Raw genomic sequence first — 25,833 nt, 5'->3', positions numbered from 1 at the left:
ATAAATTACTTGATCGCCATTCTTATACAATTGATCTAAATAAATATCCCATTTTTGAGCAAACGATAATAGAGAGCTAAAACAAAAAAATAATATGAAACCTATTCTTATCAAACTAATTCGCTTATTTACATTTTTCTCTTTTTTCTAAAATTCTAATAAAGTCAGCTTTGAACTTTTCCTTATTCATAGGCTCAAATCTTGGTTGATCAACATTTTTTTCATAAGGACATATAAATTCTTTCAAATCATTACTCAAGATAAAACTATAGCATTTTGTTGAATCCTCATTTTCGCAAACTCTATACACCAAATAATCTTCATTGACTGGAAAAAAATCATGCTTATCAGGAATGGTTATGTCTGCAATAAAATCTTCTAAACCATTGTCATAAATTAGCCAAAACGGATTGGTTTTATTAGCTCTCCAACTAACTAGATTTACAGGTATCTTAACCCCTTTTGGGTTTTTTTCAGAATAGAAATAAAGTGTATTAGCATCATAAAATGCAACAACGCCAGAATTCACTTTTCGTCTGATTCGTTTAAATCTCTTAGGTAAATATTCTTCGTTGACTTTTAAAATACTATTATCAATTAAAAGATCTTTTATGGTAGCATCGCCTTCAGCTTTTGCACTCCATGTTTTTGAACCTTTATGATATTTAAATTTATAATATGGACCAGGAGCAGTTCCTCCATATGTTTCAACTTTTATCCCATTCTCCAATTGCTGGGCAAGTCCATCTTTTTCTTTACTTGGGTTTTCAAAAGCTTTTTCAAAGTCTTTTTCTGTCATTGTTTTGTTCATGTATGCAATTTGACCAGCAGATATTTGATCTATTCCTGATCCTTCAAAACTATGATTCATATTTTGTTGGTAATAGCCATTATTTCCTCCATTAGAGTTTGCTTTAGCTCCAGAACCTTCTTGCCCTCCTCTTTTTTTATTAGCACTTATACCATCTCCTTCAGAACCAAAATCTCCAAAAGGGTTAATATTAAGATTTCCTTTTAAGACACTTTCTATAAGTTTAGGTATATCGTCTAGATCTACTGTAAGTAAATCTTTAATCAAATTCCAAATTAAATCTTTGTCTAACGAATGATGAGACGGAACAACAGCTCCAAGATTTAATCCAAGAAATTTAAAATTAACTCCAGCTGCATTAGGTTCTACAAATGTTTTTACACTAGAAATCTTTTGATCTCCAACTTTAAGATTCATTTCTGCTGAAAGCTTTGCATATAATGAGCTACCCTTCGGAGCTATTATTAGATCGCCTTTAACATTGGCAATAATTAACTCACCATTAGCTGAGGCTTTTATTTCTTTTTTATTTATATCTACCTCAAAATCACCATCAATAGTAAAGTATTTAAGAAATTTACCTTGCAAATCACCTTTAAGTGATTTTTCAACTAGTTCCAAATTAGTCGAGAAATAAAAAATATCTTCAAAGGTTTTATTTGTACTTGATTCAGATTTGATATATAAAGGATTAATCCTTAAAGAGTCACGCCTATTCATTAAACTAATTGTATTGAGTAATACTAATGACCCTTCATGTGTAATATAAAAATCCTCCTTAATTGGGATTGTCAAATCTCCTTTTAAATGAATTATTTTCTTAAGATTACCATCTACTGGGACAATTTTACCAGTTGCAGTAATCTCTTTTTTAGATATCTCTCCCCCCAAGTCCGTCAAAGACAAAAATGGAGGAATAGGTATTGATTGGTTTAGTGTAAACGAAATTCTATCTAAATCTCCTGTTGTAATACCTTTCTTAATATCTACGAATACAGGTGGAATGCCAATACTGAAATATTCGAATACATTAACCTGAGCATTTACTTTAAAGCCAGTTGGTATATTACCCTCTGTTTTGATAGGTTCAATACTTGTTATTTTTACCCACTTTTGATCTATGAAATCGAGATATTTCTCCATAATACTTGCTAATTCACCTTTAAGTGAATCTTCGACACATTCTCTTACACTTTTTTCAGAATAGTCTATTGATGGGTCTTCAATTTTTCCTTCTTTACTAATATCTTGAGAGATTTTTAGACTACTGAAACATCCAATAATATCATTATCGTAGCCAGTATTAGATAATAAAAAGTCAACTTTAAGACCATCATCTTTTAATTCAGAATTACTATACGCTAAAACAAAATCACCAAACAAAAACTTAAGGTCCTTCTTGCGTTCATCTAAACTACTTTTAATCTTTTTAAATAACACATCGATTATAGACGAAGATAAATCTACGTCTCCACTTTTGAGTGACAGTATGGTGCGTACTGGAATTTTTGAATCTAACAGAACAATATTATAGTCAATTAATAAATCTCCAGGGTTATTTTCTTCTTTTGACTTGACATGACTAATTCTTGTTGAGCCTTCCTCAACAAAATCTAGATTGTTAATTTTTCTTTCAAGTGCGTCAAAATTAAAAACAGCTCTACTCCAATTGATTCTTTTATCAGAATTAATAGAAATATTCTTGATATTGAACCATTCATCATCAAATTTCACAGTAAGATCAAAAAGTGCAGACTTCTCAATAGCATTAGGTCTAAAGTTATTAATGATAAACCCATAATCTGGAAACAGATTCTCAATAAATAACAGATCAATTCCATTAGTAGCTATATGCCTTGCTACCTCATCTTGATTAATTAATGTTATTTTACCTTCAAGAGTAATTTCAAATTTTAAATCGTATTTATTATCGCCTAATTGAACTTCATTGATATCTAAAAAAAACTTACTGTCCTTAAAATCTAACTTACAAGGGCAATCGCTAATTAGGTCAGGCATATTATCATCCATAAAACCATATAGAAGCGCATTATTTACACTATAATCAACATCTTCTGGATTAGAAGCAGAACGTGTAATTTTTAATAACCAATTTGTGTCGCTTCCTGAGGTTAAATTATCAATAAATATGGCTAAGGTAATGGAATCGTCCGAATCACTATTTATGAATTCTAGTCTTAAATTTGATGTTATTTGACCTTCCCAGTTATCGATATTAAAATCAAATTCGTCTGACAAATACGCCATTAACAATTCTAATCCTTTTTGTTCTGCTTTATTTAAGATCTTCTTATAGACTTGTTCTTTATTGGCATCCCAAGCATTTTCAATATCGCTTAAAGTATAGAAGCTTGTTTCATCTAATCCAAGTATACTTAATAGTTCGATAACATCTGTATTGTTTATTTTTTCGGTATTAATTTTAAACTTGTAATGAAGTGTATTACGTTTTATACTTAATTCTTTAATATCTATAATGTCTGTTACATTTATGTGGAAATTTTTGTTAAGCGCTGTTAAATAAACCTCACTTATATTTGTCAATGATATTTGTAGGTCTTCACCAATTTTCATTTCATGCTCTCCAACACTTGAACCACTTTCAAAGACATTACCGCTTAGTATGACTTTATTTGATTTATATTCAAAATTTTTAATCAGAAATTCGTAGCCCAAAAAGGCAATTTTAAGATCATCAACCAAAGAGACTTCAATAGTATCATCTGCAATTATTAAGGTTGCAAAATGCTCTTTTATGCCTTTATATTGTAAGTAAACTTCATACGATTCTTTGTTTTCTACAGCTTTATAATCTTCTAAAACTATAAAACTCTCCTTTTTGAGATTACGACCAATAGCCACATAAAAAAGCTTTTCATAATCGATATGATCATTTAAGTAAGGTGCCTTCATACCATAACTCATCTGACCTTTTATATAACCAATATGATGACTATCGTAATAGACTTGGTAATTAACTGCAACTGAATCTATTCCGAATGTGTTTTCTGGATTGAATCTTAGTTTACCTATTTGTAAATGATCAAATTTTTCTGAGAAGCTATTAATAGCTTGCTCAAATTGAGCCATATATGGTTTGACTACAGTTTCAACTTCACGTTGGAACTCTTTTTTTAATCTTTGCTCAATTAAATTAAATAATGCGTCACTCCATGAACCATCTTGAATTTTCTTAGCAATCTCTTCAATATGAAATTTTTCACCTTTAATTTGAGGTTCATCTTTCCAATATATTACTATTGGATCGTCACTAAATTCAGTAGTAAAAACAATATAATCTTTAAAAGTTCTTCTGATTTCATCAACCTTTTCTTGAACAATATCTAAGCCATATTCCTTAACCTTATCAGAAAAAAACTTGTTGATGGTCTTCTTTTGATTTGCTTCAAAATTGGCAATCCTAGTCATCGTAGAATCTAACTGTTCTAAAGCACCCTCAATGTTTTGCAGATTCAATTTTGACTTTATTGTTTTAACTTCAGAAAACAAGGTGTCGACTTTAATATTCCAATAAATTGGAACGATTGAATCAGTGCCTTCAACCTTTGAACGTCCACTTAGAAGTGTCATATTTAACTGTAAAATAGACTTTCTGTTAATGATCCAATCGTTACTTATAGTATCTTTAGTAATATCAAACTCTGTAGGAACTTCTGCTATGGTAATATTATATAGCGAATCTTTATAAACTATTGAATTCTTCTTGGTTAAGGTTTTAAGCGCATTTAAATAGGCTTTTGACATTTCCTTTTCGGAATGTTCTTTTAAAAATTTATAAAGGTCATCGCTTACACTGTTTTCTAAAAACTTGTCATAGTACGTTCTTATTTTATTTCCTGTTGAATCTGTATTATAATCTTGATGTAAAACATCAAAAACAGATTCTGCATTTGAAATTAAACCCTCTTTATTTTTACATCTTTTAAATAGTAAATCTCCATACTTTTCTATTGACGCATCTGTTAAATCTACCTCTACAATTGTAGTGTCATTTTTAACTTTAGAACTATCTATTCCTATAGATTCAAAGTAGTTTCGTATAGAATAGTATTGTTTTTTTATAAACGACTTATAGGTTTCTGCACTATGTGTGGTAGAATCGTATAATGATTTGTATTCATCTAGAAGGGTTTTATCCAGCTCTTTCTGGTGCAACTCTTTTATTTTTTCCCAAAGTAAGATTTTGTGCTTTTCAATTAGATTCCCTAAGAGTTTTATTAAAACATCTATGTTATCTTTTGTGACATTTATTTGCTTTATCTCATCAAAAAGAGCCTTAACATCTTGTATTCCAGCATCTTTATTAGAGTTGATCGACATTTTTTTTAGCTTAGCTTTGATTTGATCTATAACGGTCTTTATTTTTGTGATATCGTCATCTTTAAGAGTATCCAGTTCTTTGAGACCTTTAGAAAGATCTGCTTTACTCCCACTGTTAGACTCACTAAATTTTAATTCGTTGGGTAATTTATTTAGAATTCCTCTGTATAGTAATTCTATACTAGAAATGACAGAACCAATTTCTTTAATCTTGTCTTGAGAATCGTATTTAAAAGGCAATGACTCGGCAATAATTGTAGGATATTTTTTGAAGAGGTTTTTTCGTAAGGAGTCTAAAGCATGTACCTTACTTTTAAAAAAGTTAATAATACATTTTGCATTCTCTCCTTCGCATTCTCTTAATAAATCATAAGACAAGCTTTCGATCTCATCAAGAGGTATAGATTCATCTAGCCATTTAATTTTTTCTAAGACTTCAGTATCTTCTATTAGTAATCCGTTTAACTTGTCTATTTGAGATTTTGAAACAGATATTTTAGGGTTTTTATCATAAATAGTTAAGTACAAATTATCTTGTGCGATAGCATTGGAGGAAAAGAGTACGACAGCAACTATATTTATGAGATAATAACGCATTTTATACGATCATTTTTTTTTAATTATTTTGATTTTATCGTTACTTATTCTCACAAGACCTACATTAAATAATGAATGTAGTTTGTTACTCTTACCTAAAATCATTGAGTCTTGTGTTTTAATAACATCTTCTATGGATATATTAAATATGGTATCATGCTCAATTTCGCCAGCCAACAAGCTTAGTTTTATATTTATCTTATCGGTTAATTGTTCTGGAGAGCGAAGTGATAATCGGTTTTCACTCAAAATATGAATGGTAGTTGCATGATCTGTAGTATCGTTAATAAATAATATAGAGCGATCTGTTTCATTGTTTTTTTGACCACCTCCATAAAATGCCCATAGACTATCGTTTCTCTCTATTTCGTCAATGTACTCGCCATTATACCCAAAGCTTATAAAGGATTTCGAAATATAATCTTGTAGTTCTTCATTTTCGGTACTCATAGATGCCATTAACACTTTTTTTTCAGGAATGGCACTAAACATCAAAATATAGGCAAATAGCATTAGAATAACTATTGTACCTAACACACCAAAAAAGACATCTTGTAAATACTTATTTAACATCTATAATAATTATATGATCAATATTATTAGGGCTATCTGTTAATATAATTTTTTTATCACCAATAGTTAAATGTTGAATAGAACCGCTACTTCTGTCTTTTACATTTTTTAAAAATATAGTGTTAGCTTTTCTATTAAATCTTACATTGAAAGATGTGCTTCCATTTGGGTCTAATTCCAGCTTACCTTTTAAATCCTGATTAAAATAAAACTCAAATACATCGTCTATTTTACTATCTGCCTCAAAACTTATTTCAATACTTTCATTCAGATTAGCATTAAGCTTAAGATATTTATAACTCTGCTTCTCTTTATTCAGATTATAAATTTGTATAGTATCCTTAGTAATAACTAAACTATAAACATTCTTTTCTGGAGGTCTATCTGTATTATTTACATGATCGATAACACTAAATTCCATTATACCTTTTTTATCGATTGAATGGACAAAAAGAGTATCATTAATTTTCTTTTTTATAAAAGTTTCAGTGCCTTTATTTAAAACCTTTTTATTTAAGATTTCACAATTGTTACAGCTATAATCGTTTGTTGAAATTATACTAATAAGCTGAAAGTTTGATTCATCTGAGTTTTTCCCAATTTCACTTTTTTTATCATTCAGAAAAAACACCATGATCATAAAAAGTGCACCTGTGACTCCAAGTACAAGCTCAATTATAAATCCATCCTGTCGATTGGCATTTTCAATTTCTTTTTTTTTGCTTGTACTTTTCATTTGATGCAATCATTATTCGGAATCATTTAGTGAATTAATTTCACTATTTAAAGTCGAAATGGTTTCAGTTACTTCATCTAATGGATCGCTTATTGCGCATTCAAATACACCTCCAAGCTTTTTCCCTAAGAAGGTCAATTGATCTGTTATATTTTTTAGCGTACCAGAGACTTTTCTCAACTTGTATTGTATATTTTGATGGTCTGGAATTGGTTCTTTATCAATTTTTGTAGACGCTTGTAAGTGATATATTCTTATATATTCATCGTGTGCAAATTCAAATTTTCTCTTAGAGAGTAATATTATTTTAGTAAATATTAGAGAGAATGCAGTAGTCACAAATGCAACACTCAAGCCCTTTACAATTTTGGGCATCCATTCTGTTGTGGCATCTGCGCTAACTTCCTTTCCAAAAATATTCTCAGTTAGTCCTATTGCCAATATAAGTCCAAGTACAGTACCTAAAAACCCAAAAAGGGCAATCATATTTTGATAATGCGAGAACGTTTCGATCCCATTCTCTTTGGTCTTTTGTGTAGATTCTATTTTCGTTTCAACTCTTTTTCTGGCCTCATCCTTACTTTTATCAAGTGTGTCGTTTAATTTATTATATAGATCACTATAGCGTTCTTCAAACCTCTTATCCTTGTTCTTTTTGCTCTTGGAAACTGTTTCTATAATTTTATCATATTCGGTCTTATCAAAGATGTTTTCCTCCTCTATAAGAATACGTTCATCTGTTTTGCTTTCACGAATGGACTCTTTATAAAAATATGATAAATCTAATTTTCGTTCTAGTGCTAATTTCCTGTAAACATGACTTTTAGAAAGAAAACTAAAAATGTAAAAGAACATAAAGATTATTATAATATGGCTATCTACAATTCCTTTTACAATGGCATTTATTAATGCAAAAATGCCAGGAATAACATCTTTATCTAATACATTTAAACCTGTCCAATTGACTTCTTTTTTTAAAAATGGATTAGATTCAGTATCTAAATAGCGATCAAATATGAAAACAAAGAAGAGATAAATTAAAATTGAAAGTAAAATATGAAAAATTGGACTAGAGAGGAATTTTTTAGTCATGGCTGATTAATTAATTATTATGCCCTTTAGTTAATATAAATGTTGATTAAATAAGCATTGCATATTTAACTTAAAAGCTTTCGAAAATTTCAAAATTAAATTTATTACAATATTTACACCTCTTACAAAACTCAAAGAAGTGAATATAACGAAATAATAGCGTATTAATTAATACAGGGAAACATATAAATATATGAAAAATAGCCTATTAGATCAAAAAATTCTTATTAAGTGACCTCTAAATAATCGCAAACTATTTTAATAGTAGGGTTAAATTACATTAAATACATATCATAAAATATATTTAGGTGACTAAATAAGATGTGATTTAGCAAAGGTTTTATAATTTGTATTCTAACCATTTAAAATTTATAAATAAGATTCGGTTTTACTCCTAAATATATAGTATTCCTATTAAAAACATTAAATTAGTTAAGCGAAACAGGATAAACTTTATCTCCATCTTTAATACACTTATACATTTTACTTCCTTTAGTGGTTTCCTCTATCCAAACGTCATTTACTTCTTTACCGCCGCATAAATTAATGCGCACTTGGTATTCACAATTGACACTAATATTATTCATACTTGATGAATGTGAAGCCTCTTCCCATCCTAAAGGCTCCATCATTAAACTAAGATTATCACACACATTTTTTGGCTTAATATAATTGCCATTTCCATTAGCCTTGACAAACCAACTTTTATCATACTTTAATCTCCATATTTTACGTTCATCCTGATTTAAAATGCTTGCTAATTTAAGCTCATCTTGAGAATTACTTAACTTACCCTCATACTGAAATACATTATCTGCGTAATTATAATCAGGTAACTTTATAGAAGTATCTGATTTCAACATTATCTCTTCTGAAGGTGCCAAAATTGTTTTAAATATATAGTTGATTCCTTTTGAAAAAACTAGCCCTCTAGTATCAAGCGTTTTGTCACTTATGTTTCTCAAAATGATGAAGTCATATTTATTCTTTCCTCCATTATAATTTATTGCCACCGGAACCAAATCAGTAAACATCCCATAATGCGTTTTTCTATTACTACTAATCCAATAATCTACATTTGTTTCACTCTTTAAATTGTTTTGAAATGTAGTGTTTAGTAATATTGAGTTATCGCTTTTATTAAAATTCGAATGGTCATAGTGTTGTTGTATATAAGTAGTTTCTAATTCTCTTCCGTAATCATCAATCAAAGTTCTTTTGAGAGCTAATAACTCACCTGTTTTGTTGAGACTGGAAATATTTTCAAACTCTCCTTCATATGCTATCTTTATTTCGGAGAAATCATATCTCATTTTTACGGCTTCTATATCTCCCGCTATAAGTATAAACTCGTCTTTAGGAATTTCAATATCGTCTTTAAACTCATGATTGATCCCATCCGTAAATTTTAAGCCTGTTGAATTGATAGTGTCGCCAGATATGTTAGCCATAAGTACATATTCAAAATCAGATTTACTCCAACCCCTTTCCTTTTCATCATAAACAATGTTAGCTGGTTGCGAATTAATTTCATACACACATAATGATTCTGGACTATTCTCTTTTAATTTTCTTTGATTTTTACTCGCTTTTAAACGTTTCTCCTCGACTACAATTAACATTTTGACAGCATCTTTAAAGTTTAATATAGTATCTAAATAGTCTCTTTCATAAACATTGAGTTCATTCCGTTCATCTTTATCCATTGCATCAAAATACTCCTTGACTACTAATTTCTTAAGTTGAGCTACTTTTTCATTTGGTATTTGTGTTAGCCTTAAATAGTTGGTCAAGAGTTCATCATCATAGTTTTTTATCTTGATAAAATCTGCTACAAGGTTAGACTTTATTTTTTTTATAAATGTCTCTAAGGCTTTAGTATCAAGATTTTTCAAAGAGTTAACGTAATCACCAATCGTATTTTTATCTGCTTCTTTTTTCCATAAGTCATGACCTTTTAAGTGTACTTTACCAAGAAGATAAGATTGATCAAGAATCATTTCCTCAAGTAAATCTTTATTAAATGCTTTATAAAATTCTATTGGATAAAATTGATTCCCTTCTGATCGGTATCTCATCATAGCAGGACCATCAGTAGTTTTAACAAATCGGTATAACGGCATGGCATCTATACCCTGACCAATGATTAAATTGGTTCTATATCTATTGATTGCATTATCTACTAATTGATCCTCTGGAATTGCCGAGTAATCAATTGAACTGGCTGGATAATTCCCAGGTATGACTCCTAACATTTTAAACTCTATCCAGTAGTAATTCTTTTTTAAAGAGTGGTTTCGAATGTTATCTTGAGATAATGATACAAGCACTTCCCATCTTAAATTACCTCCAGATCCTCCTTTAAATCTTCTATATTTATAGTGATCCTCCACTAAGGCCTCTTTATGAAAGAACTTCTTAATCTCAGATTCGGCAAAATCCAATTCTTCACTTGATAATGGATTGGTTAAATAATGTGGCACCAAATATTTATCTTTTCTAAACTTAGAACCTTCTATCTTTGAGGGCTCATTAACCAAACGATTCTTATAATAATCCATATTGGTGATTAAATCTTTTGTTGCTTGACTATAATCGTGATCTTCATTTTTTAATCCTTTTACATACGACTCAAATATTAAATCTATATTATTACTAATCAATTCTTCTTCCAGTAATTCTGCGCCAACCAAAAATCTGAAAAAATCCAAAAACAAACTTCCTTCTCCACCATCATCAGGATCATTCGCAACAAGTTTTAAAGTATCTCCTTTAACTAAAGGCAGTACAGTCCCAAAGTTTTGAGGATGCGCATCTCCCATCATCAAGCCTCTATAAGTCATTGTTAATTTTAAAAAATCCTGCAACGAAGGTTCTAGTTTCATTTGATCCAACGACATCCGATAGAAATAAGGCGGAAATTGTCTGAAATAAAAGAAAGGATAGGTAGTTTCATTTAATCGTCTTCTAATAAGTTCTTCATCTTGAAAATCGTAAAGTTTTTCCAATTCTTGAAGAATTGCGTAATACGATTTATTATAAGTTTCTACATTTTCAAATTCAAATCTGTTAACACTAAGTTTATTTAATTTGGCAGGTAGATCAATCACTATCTTATTACTATTATTAATAGAATCTAAAAGGTTCATAACATCACCGTTAGCCATTTCAAACGCCAGAAAGCTCACATTCTTCAAAGTGTTAATTTGGTTTTTATCTTTAGCAATTTCATACAAATCGTTAGCTTCAGATATACCATTCAATAATAGCTCATCAATTCTATTAACTTCTCGATTATAGGTGTCAAACAAAGGCTTAACATCAGTTTGAATATAGCTCAATAGTTTGGAAATACTGATAGAAATTTTACCTAGATATGCACTTATGGTAGGAAAATCTGCAAATTCTAATTCCAGTATCTGCAAATTTTGAACTAAACCTGCTGAATTCTTCTCAAAATCTATCATAAAATTCGTTAATGGAAATCTGGTATCATCTTTATATATTTTCCATTTGAATAAATCTAATTGTCCCAAGGAAGGATCCCTTAATATTTTATTACTTCTTTCTAATCGCCAAGCTATATCGGCATCAATTGCGTCTCTCAGGTTCAAATCACCAATTTCTTCAATATTCTCATTTATATTCTTAAATGCTCTGACAATTTTATTAAGGTTTTCTGTTTTTCTATATAAATCAAGAGCAAATTCAATTTCGTCAACATACTCTTTTAATTTGTTATAATACTCATAACCTTCCCTAAAACTATCCAGTGCAGGATATAAATCAGCTAACAGTTCTATTACACTATTCAATGACAAATCCCAATCATAAATTCTATTTTTCAAATAATAACCCGTGCAAATAGCTTCAAAGTAAGAACATTTAGGAGGACTACACAGACAATTACCACTTGTCAATGCTGCGTTAAAAATAAATTGATCAATATTCTGGATCATTTGAGTTTCAAAATCTTCCCATGAAATTTTATTGTTTATTAAGTCATTTAGATTTAATATTTGTTCTACAGTTTCATCGTCCATGTCTAATTGAGCCTTAAAATAATCGTAGCCCATGGTCAATAATTCATCTTCAATTTTTTCAATTTCTGCTTCTAAGCTTTCCTTTACACCGCTTTCTACAGTTTCACCAATTGCTTCGATAACATCATTGAATGAAGACTGATTTTCATTGAGATTTTTAAGTATTTCTATTATCGCATTAGCCTTGTATCCATAAATACTGGTTTCTGAACCGGTAAAATTATCCAGAACAGATTGGTTCATTCCATTGCTGAAATTCGCTCTTAATTCATTGATAAATATTGATTTGGCAAGATCACCATCAAACTCAAATTTTAATTTATTTTTATCAAACCGAGCGTTGGTATTTAAGATATTAATGGCATTATATATATTCTTTTTAAGGGAATATGAAAAGTAATGTCCAGAATAATATGCTATTAGTGTGTCATTTTTTCCCTTTATTGCCTTAGCAATTTCATTCTTTAATTGTGCTCCATCCAATGCCTCATCAAACATCAAATCTAATTCTTGATAACTGGTCACTCCTTCTAAATAAGCCTCTTTTTGACTATCAAGCATTAATGGAATATTATCCTTTAGGTTCAGTGTTGCACCAGTTGACACAGGTGAGTTTGGTTTCTTATACTTAATCACTTTTCTAAATTCAACCTTTTTGCCTTCATGCACTTTATAGTCTTTGTATTTAAGCTCTAATCCTGTTAAGAATGAACTCCATATATTACTACCAAAATAAAAAATTGGTCCATCAACTGTGTAAGCTCCTCCTATGAGTTCTTGCAGTGGATCTACAACAGCAACCCTATCTGCAGCTTTAGTATAAATAGTGATAGTATTGTCATTATTTTCTATAAACCCAAATGCTCTGTTTCCACTTACAGGATGAAATCCATCATTATTGGTGGTAACGGTTGTAAAAATCCATTGGTTAGGTGTATGGCAAGATAGCACCACAGAACCCCTTCTTGATGCAAATCCAGCACTTGCCATAGTAAATGACATTAATGCTCCTTCAGGATTGTCGGAATTCCATTTAACTTTATCCTCTTCAGAGTAGGGTTTAAATGATCCAAATAAGGTTTTAATTTGGGAATGACTAAAAATGATGTGATTTAAATCTTTTCTCATTGCATCCAAAAATTTGGTCATATTTTTAGGACGATCTATTGTAATGGAATAAAAATCAATATTAACATCACCTTCTCCATAACCATCTATTGTTTGCACAAATTGAATATTTTTATTTATCTGACCAGAGACATTATAATTGATTAAGTCATCCCACTGTGACACATTATTTGTATTAGTTACTGGTTTAACACATTGACAAATAGCTAGGTTTAAACTTAGAAAAGTAGCAATTACTACCAGAGTCTTATTATTATTTTTCATTTATAATATCTAAAAAATCAATAAATCCTATTAACTTAAGTCTTATGTAATGTAAATCACAAAAAATTGTTTTGTAAGAATTTTAATTATGATCAATGTTGTTTATTCTATCAAATAACACGTAGAAGCTTTGACTCTATTGTGAGTATATTGAGAAATCAATAGGAATTGAAAATCAAATAATTTAATAGCCTGTAAAGTGCTAGTTGATCTAACGACACTACTAATTATTTATAGGGAGAATTTAAATATAAGAAAAAAAAACAATCGTAACACACTGATTAACAGATTTTTTAACAAATGTTTTTCTTATTAGTAAGAAGAGGGGAATTTTGAATTTATATGAAATTAAAATAATTTAATGAGTAAAAGTGAGCTGAGATAATCTAAAAAAATAGAATTGCTTTTTCAATTTTATCGCGACAGGTTTGAACCAAAACTCAAAACCCAAGCTTTATAACCCCTTAATGCTATTCTCATGATTTGGTGAAACAATAATGAAACGTTAATTTTTTATTACAAGTTTCAAATAAATTAAAAATCTAAAATAATCAAACTATAACTATTCTAAACCTTACAAATGAATTGATACAAAAGCTAAGGAGAATGAAAAAATGTTTTCAATTGAAATAAATTTAGAACTATATCATCTATAATCCTAAATTGTATCTGTTAATAATAATATTTAATATACAGATATGAAACTGGGAAATTTGATTCGATAATTAAGTTTTAATCTATACTAATATTTAAAGAATACTTAATATCATAAAAATAAGCATAATAATCCTTGTCATAAAAATAGCCTTCTGAGCTACATCCAATAATCTCAACAATTCCATTTTTGCAATAATCATAGTTGCCCTCTACAGCATCGTACCATAAGTCAACATCTTCCTTAACTGTTAAATAATACCTCCCTTTTTCTTCTATTTTAAAGTTTAAAGATGGAATAATATTTGGCTTGGGATCGAAAGTGGAATCATCTAATAATGCCACTACTTGATGATTTTTTAAATCGTTCACTAATTCGTCATTACTATTAAACAACTGTAATGTAATATAACCTGAACGCTCAGGAAAAATTGACAGTTGTTTTATGACTATTGGCATTTTTACATCAAAATACATTTTATAACCTGAAACATAACCTGCTGGATTATTGTCATATGACAATCCTCGAAAATCTCCTTGTTTTTTACCAATATTAAACTCTACCTCATATAGACTATTATTTAATCTTTTCGTAGTTAATTTTTCCTTTTGTAACTGATATTTAAGATCTTTTTTATCAGAATTGATCTCATCTACTTTTTTATTTATTTCATCAATTCTGTCTTGAAAACCAATATATTTTGTTTTTATAATATACTGAAGCCTATTCTTCTTTGCATGTTCTTTTTCATAAGTATAGTACCAATAGACGGACAAGCTACCTAAAATGACAGTACATAACAGAAAAAAAACGAAACTGTTTTTAAAGCTTTTACTTGTTAAAACTGGCTGTGGATTGGTGCCATACTCTAAATTAGGTATATCGGACAACGTTGAGCTTTGATGACAACACTTACCATTTTTTAGATTAACCCAAACATCCTTAAGGTATATCGTTTTGCATTTACTACAAACACAAACTTCATCACCAACTTTTAAAAGTTGCTTTGTAACTGGATCCAACCTATGATCGGCCAATACAGATACGTGCCTTTTCCTATTTATTATTACAGACTTACCCATTTAATTCAATAGTCTACCTTCAAAAGTTAAGTTTATCATTTTTTCTGCAATCGTATCAAGCTTATAAGCATTCATAATAAATTTTACTCGAATTGAATCGTTGTAATAGATATGGCCATTCTGAACAGACAGAAGTTCATTACTTTCAAATGTTTCATTTTGCTCCACTTGTTCTATAAGTGTCATTAAATAATTACTGGGATTCTTTCTTTGAGTATTATCTAATGAATCTTGTAGGCAAATGATGTTGTTGTTATATTGAGATATCTTCTCCTTAAGTTCAAGTTCATTCCTCTTTACTCTTTGGGTAAGGTAAGTCTGTAAAATCCCGTAGATGCTAACTAGGATCAGTGCCAGTATCAGATTTTTTTTGCTCCGATCTTTTTTTTTTGAGGCAGTATCATCAAGTGGCGTCTTGGTGACTTCAATGTTACTATCCTTTAGAATAAACCCATTGCATTGTTTGGCTTCGGCACCTACAAAAGCTTTCCATATTTGTTTATGTGGATTGATAACAATCGCATAGTGCCAGTTTTGATTAAAAAAGCCTCGTTGAGTTCTCAGATCCGTTCCTGACATGAAAACATCCAACTGATTTGGGTGCGTGTGATACCATCCAATAACTTGAATATTATCATTGTCCCTTTGATCAATAATTTCATCGGCATCATTGAGCATTTGAGACCAAATTTGGTGAGACATCTCTAAATATGTAGCATTTCCTTTGGCATTTTCCCCACGGACCACCTCTTCCACTACTCCATATTGAATTTGTTGTTGCTTATCAAAAAAAACACGCCCCAATAAAATCCCTCCTTGCTCTATTTTATTGATTTTGGAGTCGCTGATTCCCCATTGAACATGATCCCATATTTGCTGTTTTGCCTTAGTACCAATATAAAGAATGGAATTGGAGTTTAGGTTCCCAATATCAGCATTTAAGGCAGAGTCAACCTCAAAATCATTGTCCTCTAGCAATCCTGATTCTGCATTATAACTTTTTTTTTTAATAATGTTGAACTTTCTTCTACTTCCAGGACGTTGTTCTGTCGTTGATGAGCTACCTTCCTTTCCACCTACGTCAAACTTCTTTTTCTGACCCACTTTTGAGCCCTCTGAAGAAACCCTTCTAAAAAATGAATCTGTGGGAAAGTTGGAAGCTTCAGAATGCCGCTCTTTGAGATACCAAATGAGCGCTTTTTTGTTTACACTTTCATTAGGGTTAATATAGTTCGCATTAAATTCTAGAGATAAGATCATACGTTTTATATAAGTCATTATATCCCCATTCTTTTGTATAAAATCGACCCATTTTGCTTTATTCTCAAATAGTGCAAAATGATTTAAAACACCATAGGATTGAAAATGTGGATGAAAAGGGATTTTGCTTCCTTTTTTAATGTATATATCATATGCTGTGCTATATCTATGCTTTGCTATATCAATGGCAAACTTGAATTCATTATACAGTTGGTTTTCGGAAACAAAGCTTCTTATTTTTAGTGTAAAGAAAATCTCTAGTCTACTCGGCTGCTCCTTAGCAACATAAAACTCTATTCCATGTTTTTTGAAGAACGCCTTCAAATTATTTTCGTGGTGTTTTAAATCGAATTTTTGCATAATCATTGTTTTAAGATATACCCATTACATTCTTTGGAGTCCTTTCCGTTAAAAGCTCTCCATACTTGCTTTTGAGGATTTAAGACTATGGCGTACTGCCAATCCTTTGAAAACATTTTTCGCTGTGTATTTAAATCTGTACCAGACATGAACACAGACAATCTTCCAGGATGTGTATGATACCATCCTATTATTTGCAATTCGGCATGATTGGGAACTGTGGCATTCATCTCATCCAATTGGTCCATCATAGATTTCCATGAATCATGGTTGAACTCTAAATAAACCATAGAGCCTTTTGCGCTTAAAGCAGGTATGGCATACTCCACAAACCCTAAAACCGAACTGTCACTTTCATCCACGTAAGAATGTCCTATAAGCAGCCCGCCTTGTTCTACATTGTTTTGGCCTGTGCTTGCCGACCAACCTATATGGTCAAATATGGTACTTCTTGCCGTATCAGAAATAAACAGCTTGTTTGCAGTTTCCAAAATTTGGATATTGGACAGAATACAATCTTCTGTTAGGTGAAGATTTACTTCACTTACTGGCCTTAATGTGTAACTATCGGTGATTCCCTTTATTTTAAATCGCTTGGGCATATCTAGTTGATATCAAATTTCTTTTTTTGAGGTCTCCCAAAGCTTATCTTATCCTTTGTAGGATCAGGAAGCGTTTTTGTATCACATGGAAACAGGCCTTTACGCTTCTTAGATTTATACCAAGCATTCGCATCTCTATTCGCTGGACTTTTTTCGTTTGTGATTTCGGTATCATATTGAATTGTTCTTGCCATCCTGGTAACATGGTGTCCCAGCCCTTCGGACATTAGCCAAGTGCCAAAGCACCATTTGCCATCCTTGTACCAATTTGGATGGTATACAAAAGGAGTGGATTTCATCCTTACATCTGGAGCTGCCTTGGGATAATTGGCAGGCATTGTTACATGAACAACATGTGTGTCTCTATATCTTGGCCCCTCACCAATGACTCCCTTAATATTAAGAGTCACCTTATAGGACTCTACATAAGGAGGAGTCCCTTTTAAGACTTCCCAGGAAATGACCTCTCCTTTAATATTGACCATTTCCCGATAGTCATTTTTCAATCTCAGGTTTCTAATTTCTTGTGGACTCATCACTATGACTTAAAAATTAACAGCCCCGCATCAGTAGCTGGGATCACTCTAATTGTTTGATTGTCCTCAACACCATTCTGAAGTAAGGTCTTTTCGTTTTCGAGTTGTTCACCACCTTTGATAGCTATATTGTAGCCTTCATTGCTAGCTGGGACAAAATCGTTAGCTATTAACTCAGCTATAACTTCTTGTCCAGTCATCGTATTATCTAGTGTAACACTGATTACTCTTCCATCTGTTGGGTGCATAAAATTTATTGTAACATCTGCCATAATTTTGGTATTTAATGAATTGATTTTAAAATTGTTTTATCTATTAATTTGAAATATTTATAGGTACCGTTTGAATCCAGCACAGACAGGACATGCATGTGGGGCACACCTAATTGGTATAAGGTGAAGTTCAATAGGCTTTCATCCGTATTTTCAATGTTGAAGGTGTCCTGTACAACTTTTTCGGTTTCTAGATTGGTATTTGTATTGGAAAAAGACTCTCCTTCTGTTTTACAGCTCTTACAAATAAACTCATCTGCTTCAATTCTAAATACTGGTCTCATGAGCTCGATAGTCTTGTGACATGTTCGGCAAGACACCGTCTTTATAAAAGTGCGGTCACCTCTAAAATCCAGAGTCGCATTGGTCCCAGCATACTGCTGTTGAGAGACGAATTCCAGAAATTGTTTCAGGGTACAATAAACATCCAACGGAATTTCGGTCACATCAGGATAGCTGGCATGTGCCGTACAGGAAGCATTTGCTCGTTTTGAAAATATATCGAAGTCATTTGTCTTTCCCTGAAAATAAATCTGCTTACCTGTTTGCACCTTTTCTCCACAGATAAACTTCACAGCTTCCTGTACCTGAATACCAGAGACAATTGCTGATGTTATTTGCGTTGTAGGCATTTTGTCTTCGTTAAAAGCCTTGAGTTTGGTGTAATCGCACGAATAGCGCTTATTTGAGTTTTGTATTTGCGTTGGCGTTAAGTTACATTCGTAACACGGTTCTTGTGGTGGGTTATAGAACTCCACTCGCAATCCAAGTTCGTACATGCCACTATCCACCCAAGGGGTTTTAGCCAACCAGCATTGTCTATTTATGGCCATTCGGGCCTCGACATTGTCCAAACAGCCCAATACAATATCCATTTCCGAAAAAACACCAGTTCCCAAATCCCAAACAAGATCTCCATGAAACCATTCCACATTGATATCATCGTGAAAAGCCATCTCTTTTACACGCTTAGCAGCTATCTCAGCCTTTTTCTTGCCCACATCTGTTTTTCTAAACAGTACTGTTCTGCTCAAATTGGATGTGGATATTATATCGAAATCAACTATAAAGATGTTTCCTATACCGAGCAGTGCCAGATTTTTAAGTGTTTCATTGCCTATGGCGCCAGCTCCAACCACCATAACCTTGGCTTTTTTCAATTTTTCCTGACTCCACCAGGCAATGCGTTCTTGCCTATCGGTAGGATTATCTTCGAAATTTTTTGTATGTATGATATTAAAACTTTTCATTGATTCTTGTTTTACCATTCGTGTCCGCATCCTCTTTTATTAGTATCGCATTTCCATTTTCCATTATACTTTATTATTGTCCCTGTGGAGCCGCAAAGTGGGCAGCTTCTTGGGCGGCTGCTATTAATGACTCTCATTTTTGAGGTATTTACTCGCCTCGTTTCATTTATTACAAATCTTTTTTTATTTCTGGTCTCGATACGTTGGAATGGAGGTTCTGGTTCCTTTGAGGAAAAAAAACCTATAATCTTGGACCATATGTGTGTTATGAAATTCAATTTATTTTCCCTTTGTTTTTTTCTTTTTGTTGTTATTTACCATATGCTTTAGGACTTGTTCTATATCAGGTGTTTTTTTGTCCTTGGAGCTCCAACCACTGGGACGTGGATTCCAGCCAAATAGGATATCAAACAGCCTTGAATTTGCTCTTTCCTTCTCTTTTTGGTTCATACAAATTGTATTGATTATTGCTGGATAACTTCCCATTACATGAATTGATTCACAAGCCTTGTGGTAATGTTTTAGAGCATTTTGGTATTGATAAATTAGTAGTGCTATGATGGTACTAAATGGAATTAAGATTGAAATGCGATAAATGAGTTGGGTAGCCAACTTATGCTCTATCAAACCCTTATGTATAACTGGTAGTACCAAAAGATAAACTAAAACCAATACTGTAAGAATCGTAAGAGCAAAAAACAGCCAAAACTGGTTACCATATTTTCTCATATCCTTTTGAAAGGGTTTCCGCTCAGGTCTCAGCAAGATCTTCAAATCTTCAATTTCTTGACTCACGCGGTACATGGTGCGGTCACCTGTTTTCAGAAGATCAATTTGTACTTTTCCATGTTCAATCATTTCACTTATTATATTTTGTATGATTTGTTTTCCTTTCACCTTGTCTGTTAATTTATTTGAAATATAGTGTTCAATATCTTGGTTCAAGTCATCGGAAAAACTGATTTGTTCTTTTTTTAAATCTTCCCTTATTACTGTAATTGTATCCGATAAAATCCCCATAATTTATATTTCTTACACTTTATTTATCAACCTTATTATTAGACTGTTAAACTGTTTAAACATTGTTAGGTTTTCGCCATTAAAACTTAGTACAAATCCAATCTTTCCTTGTGGAGTGGCGTTAAGGAATATAGCATCCTTGCCAGTCATGGATTCCATTAACAATGCTGCTTCTCTATTAGATCGATACACCAGTTTGCAGTTCTTTTTGTTTAAAAGCCCAAGATGAACAACCACAGTAATAATCTTAAGACTCTTTTCCTGGAGCTTAAAAATCAATCTATCTGCCCCCAGAATTACTTTATTGAATACCGGATTTTGACTGTTGATATTAAGTTCAAAACCGATATAGGACGCCATTTGGTTAATACGCCTCACAATGGCTTTTGCATCATCTAAATTGACTACAGGTAAACTGCGAAGTGTTTTTGTTTGGTTACAGTGCATCCCTTTTAATGCTATGATCCATATGTCTTTGAAAAAAACAGTCTTACAAGACTTACAAACAACAACTTCGTCACCAGCCTTAATAAGTCCTTTACTTATAGGGTCTGTTCTATGGTCTGCCAAAAATGACTCATGTTTTATCCGTTCTATTTTTATAACATTAGGCGCTTCCATTATTTTGGGGAGATGCCTTGTATCATTTTTTTTTGATAATCGTTTAGAAATGGTATCTGCAATTGCCTTTGGGTCAGATTTCCATTTTAGATAGGCTAGGTCCTTTATGCTATTTGGAAGCTCAACCTCTTTGTATATTATAGGGATAAAGCAATTGGGTTCCCTCTCGAGTCTTTTCAAAATGACCTCCAACTCTAACCTAGCGTAATCGCTTACCAAATATTCTTCTGAAATTATGGCAATAGACAGTTTTGCAGAACTTTCAAAGAACTTTATCAAATTATCCTTGAGATTAGCTCCTGCATTTTCTTCCTCATTATAGGGATAATAGTATGGTCTAATGTTTAGTTTTTCCAAGGCTACATATATCCCTGAAGCAACATCCTTTTGAGCTTCAGAAAATGAAATAGCCACATCATATTTATAATTAAGTTTATGCATAACAACTCATAAAAACCATTAGTCAAATATCACTCTTAGCATTGTTTGTACAGTCGCAAATTGTATTGATTTTCTTCTCCCTAGTTTTAAGGATAAAAGGTAAAATCTTTTTATTTCTACTCGAGTTCATCACAATAGCTACTTAGCCATTATGCTTAGGTTGAATAGCTACCGAATTCTTTTGAAATACAATAAACTAACATGTGTACATTGTAATGGGCTTGATCACTCTTCCTCACCACCTTCGGGTAATCTTGGGCTTGAATTTAGGTAGGTCTTGATTGTAATATTACTCGCTCCAGAAATATCCTTCAGGCGTTTTTTGATTTTTTTCAACTTCTCCGTTAATTGGTCTATCAGGTCATCATCATCGTCTCCCATTATGGCGTTGCTTAAATCAACTTCCAATTGTTTTCGCTTTTTAAGAAGTGCTTTTACCAATATCTCATCGTCGTCATTATCTAAGTTGGAAATTCTTATTAGCCTTGGTTTGTCCAACTCTAGTCCAAATTCTTCTTTTATAACCTTTTTGGCTTTATTATAGAACTCCATGATAATAGCGTCTAAATTTCCAGGACTAATAGTTGCTATACGTGCAACTGACAAGCATTTGATTTCTCTTTCTATTTCATTCTTCATATATTCACTTATACTTTGGTACTCTAGTTTAGTATTATCACTATATTCCATATGGTTCTTATGAAAGACATACCAATCGTTAACAGCCAGTAAGCCATACTTAATATCATAATGGATGTTCTTTGATTTACCTTCAATCTTAACCAGCCCACGTTTAGATTCCAACTTTGCAAAGCGCTCTTTTAGATCGGTTATTGAGACGCTACCGAGAGCAATAGGATTAAAATATACAGCGCTGAACTTGAGTCCTATATCTTCGGCTTCACTTATGATATGGTTCCGAAGTTGTCCTTCCAGCATAAAAAAATCATGAATAAAGTTAGGATGAAGCTCCAAGAAGTTTCTTATCCATCTGGTAATAACGATATGGATGGTTTCCAAAGCACTTTTGTTTTTCCTTAGAAATTGAATCAACTCTACTCCTTTTTCTTTTATACAGCTTATTTCTAATGATAGTTTTAGGGTAATGGTCTTACCATTTCTGGGATCACTTAATTCGCACATTAGATCATCAACCTTTGAAAACCGGATATAGTTAATGATGTAGTGACTATATTTTTGCCCCAAAAATGTACTGAACTTAATATTGATACTCTTTTGGTAAAAAGGCGCTCCTGTTTTATCATTAATGATAATCAATTGCTCATATTTTTCGTCCAAGTCTGTCTGTTTTGGATCAACCTGGCGAATGATGTTTTGAAATATACTGGTGTCCATCAGAGTGTCGTTTGAATTAATAGAAAATTGTTTTGAATTAACAGAGAATTTTTTTTGCATGACTATAGTTTTAATGAATTTGTCAGCTCTACAAGCGTTGCTCTTTTGGCTATTAGCTTATCCTTTTCTTTTCTATCATTGATTTTGGAGAGTCTCTTGTTAAAAAGCAAGCGATAGTTTTCAAGGTGCTTTATAATGCTTCTCAATTGAGCTGATGTGGTCTTTTTCAAAATGGTATCCAGAAGCAATTGCTTACCTTCATGACCAGCATGATCAACAATGCCATACCAATGAAATATCAAGGTGACAATAGATTCCTTAATGGTATCTATCGGCAAATGGGAATTTCTATTTTCCATGGAAATGTATTCATTAAGTGTATTGCCATAGGTTTTATAAAAAACAGTATTGTCATTCTTAATATCGTAGAGTTGGAGCATGCCTTCAAAAATGAATTGAAGGCATTTTGCATTGGGTTTGGGTTCGTTACTTTCAAACAACATTTTAAACGTATGACTGTCCTTGGGCTCGGTTTCAATTTTACGCTCCTTCAACTGTAGCTCCTTAAAAACCCTGAAGAAAATAATAATGATTTGAACATTTTTATCTTCACTTGGAGAATTGGACAACCATTGCTTTATTTGAATGAAACTTTTTTGTATCTCATACGGTTGTTCTAGAAACAATTCGCACAACGCATCCATGGCACTTTCGTGGATCGATTTGTTATTGTGCTCTATGCATTGCCAATAGAATTCAAGGGAGATATAGTCTTCATTCTTGATATAAAACTTGGTGAGTATATCAAATAGCACATAGTGCTGATGAACAAACCTAAACCTGTCCTCAAAAAAATCCTTGATAATTTGTGCTGTTTTGTCCCTTCCATGCTCATATATGGTTGTCAACAGATTTACAAAAAGACGAATATTGCTATCGAGATGATAATGTGTAGGTACATACTCGTTGTTGATATCCACCAATCTTCTATAGAACTTATTATCGAGATCATACAATTGATTTAGAATACTTGTCACAGAAGCCCCTTCTGGTAGACCTTCTTGCCTATGAAATAAAAACTTGACCATTTGCAGTTCTTCCAACCAATCTTGATGTAATTGCTGAAAATCTATTGCAGAGCTCCTCTTTAAAAATCTTAGTTCTTCTTCTTTATTTTCAATAGCCTTCATGTCCTGAAACTCCTTTATTTTATTGGAGACTGCCTTTCTATCTGCCTTGGTGCGTTCAAAGTCTTTTTTAAGTTTTACAAGGGTTTTGCGTTGTGGCTCAAATTCCAACAACCAATTTTTCAAAATCTCATTTCCAAAGTAGTTCTTGAAACTAGTGCTTAAATCTGCAATCACAGGGTGGATTTGATCGTGCAATTCCCGAGGTGACCCTTGACTAAAAAGCGCTTGCTTCTCAATAAACAAGCGTGCTTGTTGATTTGTAAAAAAGGTCATGCTCCTCAATAGTGCCTTCTTACAATTAATAGCTTCTTTTGTGTTTTTAAAATCTATGAAATATTGATTTTGATTGTCCTTAAAATAGGTCTGCAAACCACATTGGTGTAATATCGTATCAGAATTAGCCTCCCACAAAGTGAGTAGAGCCCACTTTTTTTTACCTATTAATACTTTAGACTGGCCTATTATCAAAGCTTTGAGGTAGCTATCAAAAACATCCAATGACAATTCGGAGAACAATGAGGCAATAAACAACACATACTTTCCCAATGGGCTGTTCTCATCTTGAAATATCCTTACAAAGTCTTCTATTCCTTTTATTCCTTCTTTCCTCTTGTTTATAATGATCTGCTCAACATTAGACTCATTTATGATCTTATCCAAATCATTGAGTAACGCTTTTTCACCTTCTCCCCAGTATCCATCATTTTGATCCCTCAGGATAATATCCTTTGTAGACATGGAAATGTCATAGTTTTTTATGTATATCCCAAAGGCATCAACCGTTTGAAAATCAAAGGATGAATACTCTAAAAAATCTTTGTTTTCGTGATATGTGATATAGGCAATACACATATCGTCCCTTAACTTGTCAATAATATCTTCTCTTGCCTTGGTTCCCTTTTTTGATAACAAGCGTAATAGTAAAGGATTATCTATGTTGTTATCATCAACAAATAACAACAGTTTATCGTTATTCCCATTTAGATCTTTTTTCCGGCAGTTCTGGATAAGATGTGTTATATCTGGTTTATCCTTAGTATGGGTATCAAATATGATCTGTTGTTTTTTGAAAGCGTTAAGCTTGTCATTTTGAGCTATAGCTTGCCTGATACTTTCTGCAATACCATCATGGGAGCAATTAATGATAAGAAAGTTTTCGTCCAGTAAAACCTCTATATGGTGCTTTGCGATCTCTTCAACATCAAATATGATATCAGCAAAAGTGAATGGTCTTGGACGAATATTGTCATCAAGGTTAATATTATTAATAGTATTGCCATCTCCGGAGATAAAATCCCTTCCAATATCGTTATTATTAGTAACAGTATTGTTGTCTCCAAGAAATAAATCCCTTCCAATATCGTTGTTCTTAACTTCAATTTTTACTGGATCTTTAGGTTCTGAACTATCATTATCGTTGTCATTGCCATCCATAGCCTCATTTCCCCCATTCTCAACGTTATTTTCATTAGCATTGTCTGCGTCTTCTTGTTCCTCGCCATTAGCAGTATTGATATCGTGAACATTAGCATCAATATCATTGTCGTGTGACTGTTCAGCCTCATTATAGCTTACTTCCATT

General features: G+C 32.0%; 15 protein-coding genes. All 15 read right to left on the bottom strand.

Going from position 1 to position 25,833, the window contains the following annotated elements; genetic code table 11:
• Positions 1-124: 124 nt before the first annotated feature.
• Positions 125-5,770, bottom strand: coding sequence for a hypothetical protein (locus Q0893_RS06520; RefSeq protein WP_299273623.1), 5,646 nt, complete (start codon positions 5,768-5,770; stop codon positions 125-127).
• Positions 5,771-5,779: 9 nt separating this feature from the next.
• The gene (locus tag Q0893_RS06515) at positions 5,780-6,343 is read right to left on the bottom strand and encodes a hypothetical protein (protein ID WP_299273620.1); all 564 of its coding nucleotides are present in this window, start codon (positions 6,341-6,343) and stop codon (positions 5,780-5,782) included.
• A complete protein-coding gene (locus Q0893_RS06510; protein WP_299273617.1) occupies positions 6,333-7,079 on the bottom strand; it encodes a hypothetical protein in 747 nt (248 codons plus the stop codon). The genes Q0893_RS06515 and Q0893_RS06510 overlap by 11 nt, the downstream gene beginning before the upstream one ends.
• A gap of 12 nt (positions 7,080-7,091) precedes the next feature.
• Positions 7,092-8,171: a MotA/TolQ/ExbB proton channel family protein gene (locus Q0893_RS06505; RefSeq protein ID WP_299273614.1), complete on the bottom strand. Its 1,080-nt coding sequence runs from the start codon at positions 8,169-8,171 to the stop codon at positions 7,092-7,094.
• A gap of 428 nt (positions 8,172-8,599) precedes the next feature.
• Positions 8,600-13,606, bottom strand: coding sequence for a hypothetical protein (locus Q0893_RS06500; RefSeq protein ID WP_299273609.1), 5,007 nt, complete (start codon positions 13,604-13,606; stop codon positions 8,600-8,602).
• Between the two features lie 732 nt (positions 13,607-14,338).
• Positions 14,339-15,343 (bottom strand): hypothetical protein, encoded by a 1,005-nt coding sequence (locus Q0893_RS06495; RefSeq protein WP_299273604.1) that lies wholly within the window; start codon positions 15,341-15,343, stop codon positions 14,339-14,341.
• On the bottom strand, positions 15,344-16,969 hold the full coding sequence (locus tag Q0893_RS06490; RefSeq protein WP_299273600.1) for a Mov34/MPN/PAD-1 family protein: 1,626 nt from the start codon (positions 16,967-16,969) through the stop codon (positions 15,344-15,346).
• On the bottom strand, positions 16,966-17,565 hold the full coding sequence (locus Q0893_RS06485) for a hypothetical protein (protein WP_299273596.1): 600 nt from the start codon (positions 17,563-17,565) through the stop codon (positions 16,966-16,968). The genes Q0893_RS06490 and Q0893_RS06485 overlap by 4 nt, the downstream gene beginning before the upstream one ends.
• Positions 17,566-17,567: 2 nt before the next feature.
• Positions 17,568-18,101, bottom strand: coding sequence for a ubiquitin-conjugating enzyme E2 (locus tag Q0893_RS06480; RefSeq protein ID WP_299273593.1), 534 nt, complete (start codon positions 18,099-18,101; stop codon positions 17,568-17,570).
• 2 nt (positions 18,102-18,103) lie between these two features.
• Complete coding sequence (locus tag Q0893_RS06475; protein ID WP_299273588.1) at positions 18,104-18,373, bottom strand: ubiquitin-like domain-containing protein; 270 nt, start codon at positions 18,371-18,373, stop codon at positions 18,104-18,106.
• Positions 18,374-18,384: 11 nt separating this feature from the next.
• A complete protein-coding gene (locus Q0893_RS06470; protein WP_299273583.1) occupies positions 18,385-19,653 on the bottom strand; it encodes a ThiF family adenylyltransferase in 1,269 nt (422 codons plus the stop codon).
• 249 nt (positions 19,654-19,902) lie between these two features.
• Entirely contained in the window at positions 19,903-20,643 is a 741-nt protein-coding gene (locus Q0893_RS06465) for a hypothetical protein (RefSeq protein WP_299273580.1), read from the bottom strand.
• Positions 20,644-20,655: 12 nt separating this feature from the next.
• Complete coding sequence (locus Q0893_RS06460; protein WP_299273576.1) at positions 20,656-21,705, bottom strand: toll/interleukin-1 receptor domain-containing protein; 1,050 nt, start codon at positions 21,703-21,705, stop codon at positions 20,656-20,658.
• Between the two features lie 225 nt (positions 21,706-21,930).
• A complete protein-coding gene (locus Q0893_RS06455) occupies positions 21,931-23,121 on the bottom strand; it encodes a hypothetical protein (protein WP_299273573.1) in 1,191 nt (396 codons plus the stop codon).
• A gap of 2 nt (positions 23,122-23,123) precedes the next feature.
• Entirely contained in the window at positions 23,124-25,832 is a 2,709-nt protein-coding gene (locus tag Q0893_RS06450; protein WP_299273570.1) for a hypothetical protein, read from the bottom strand.
• Position 25,833: the final 1 nt, after the last annotated feature.

The sequence above is a fragment of the uncultured Psychroserpens sp. genome (assembly GCF_947494225.1).
Lineage (GTDB): Bacteria > Bacteroidota > Bacteroidia > Flavobacteriales > Flavobacteriaceae > Psychroserpens.
The sequence above is the reverse complement of the archived record's forward strand: the minus strand, read 5'-3'. Positions and strand labels throughout refer to the sequence as shown.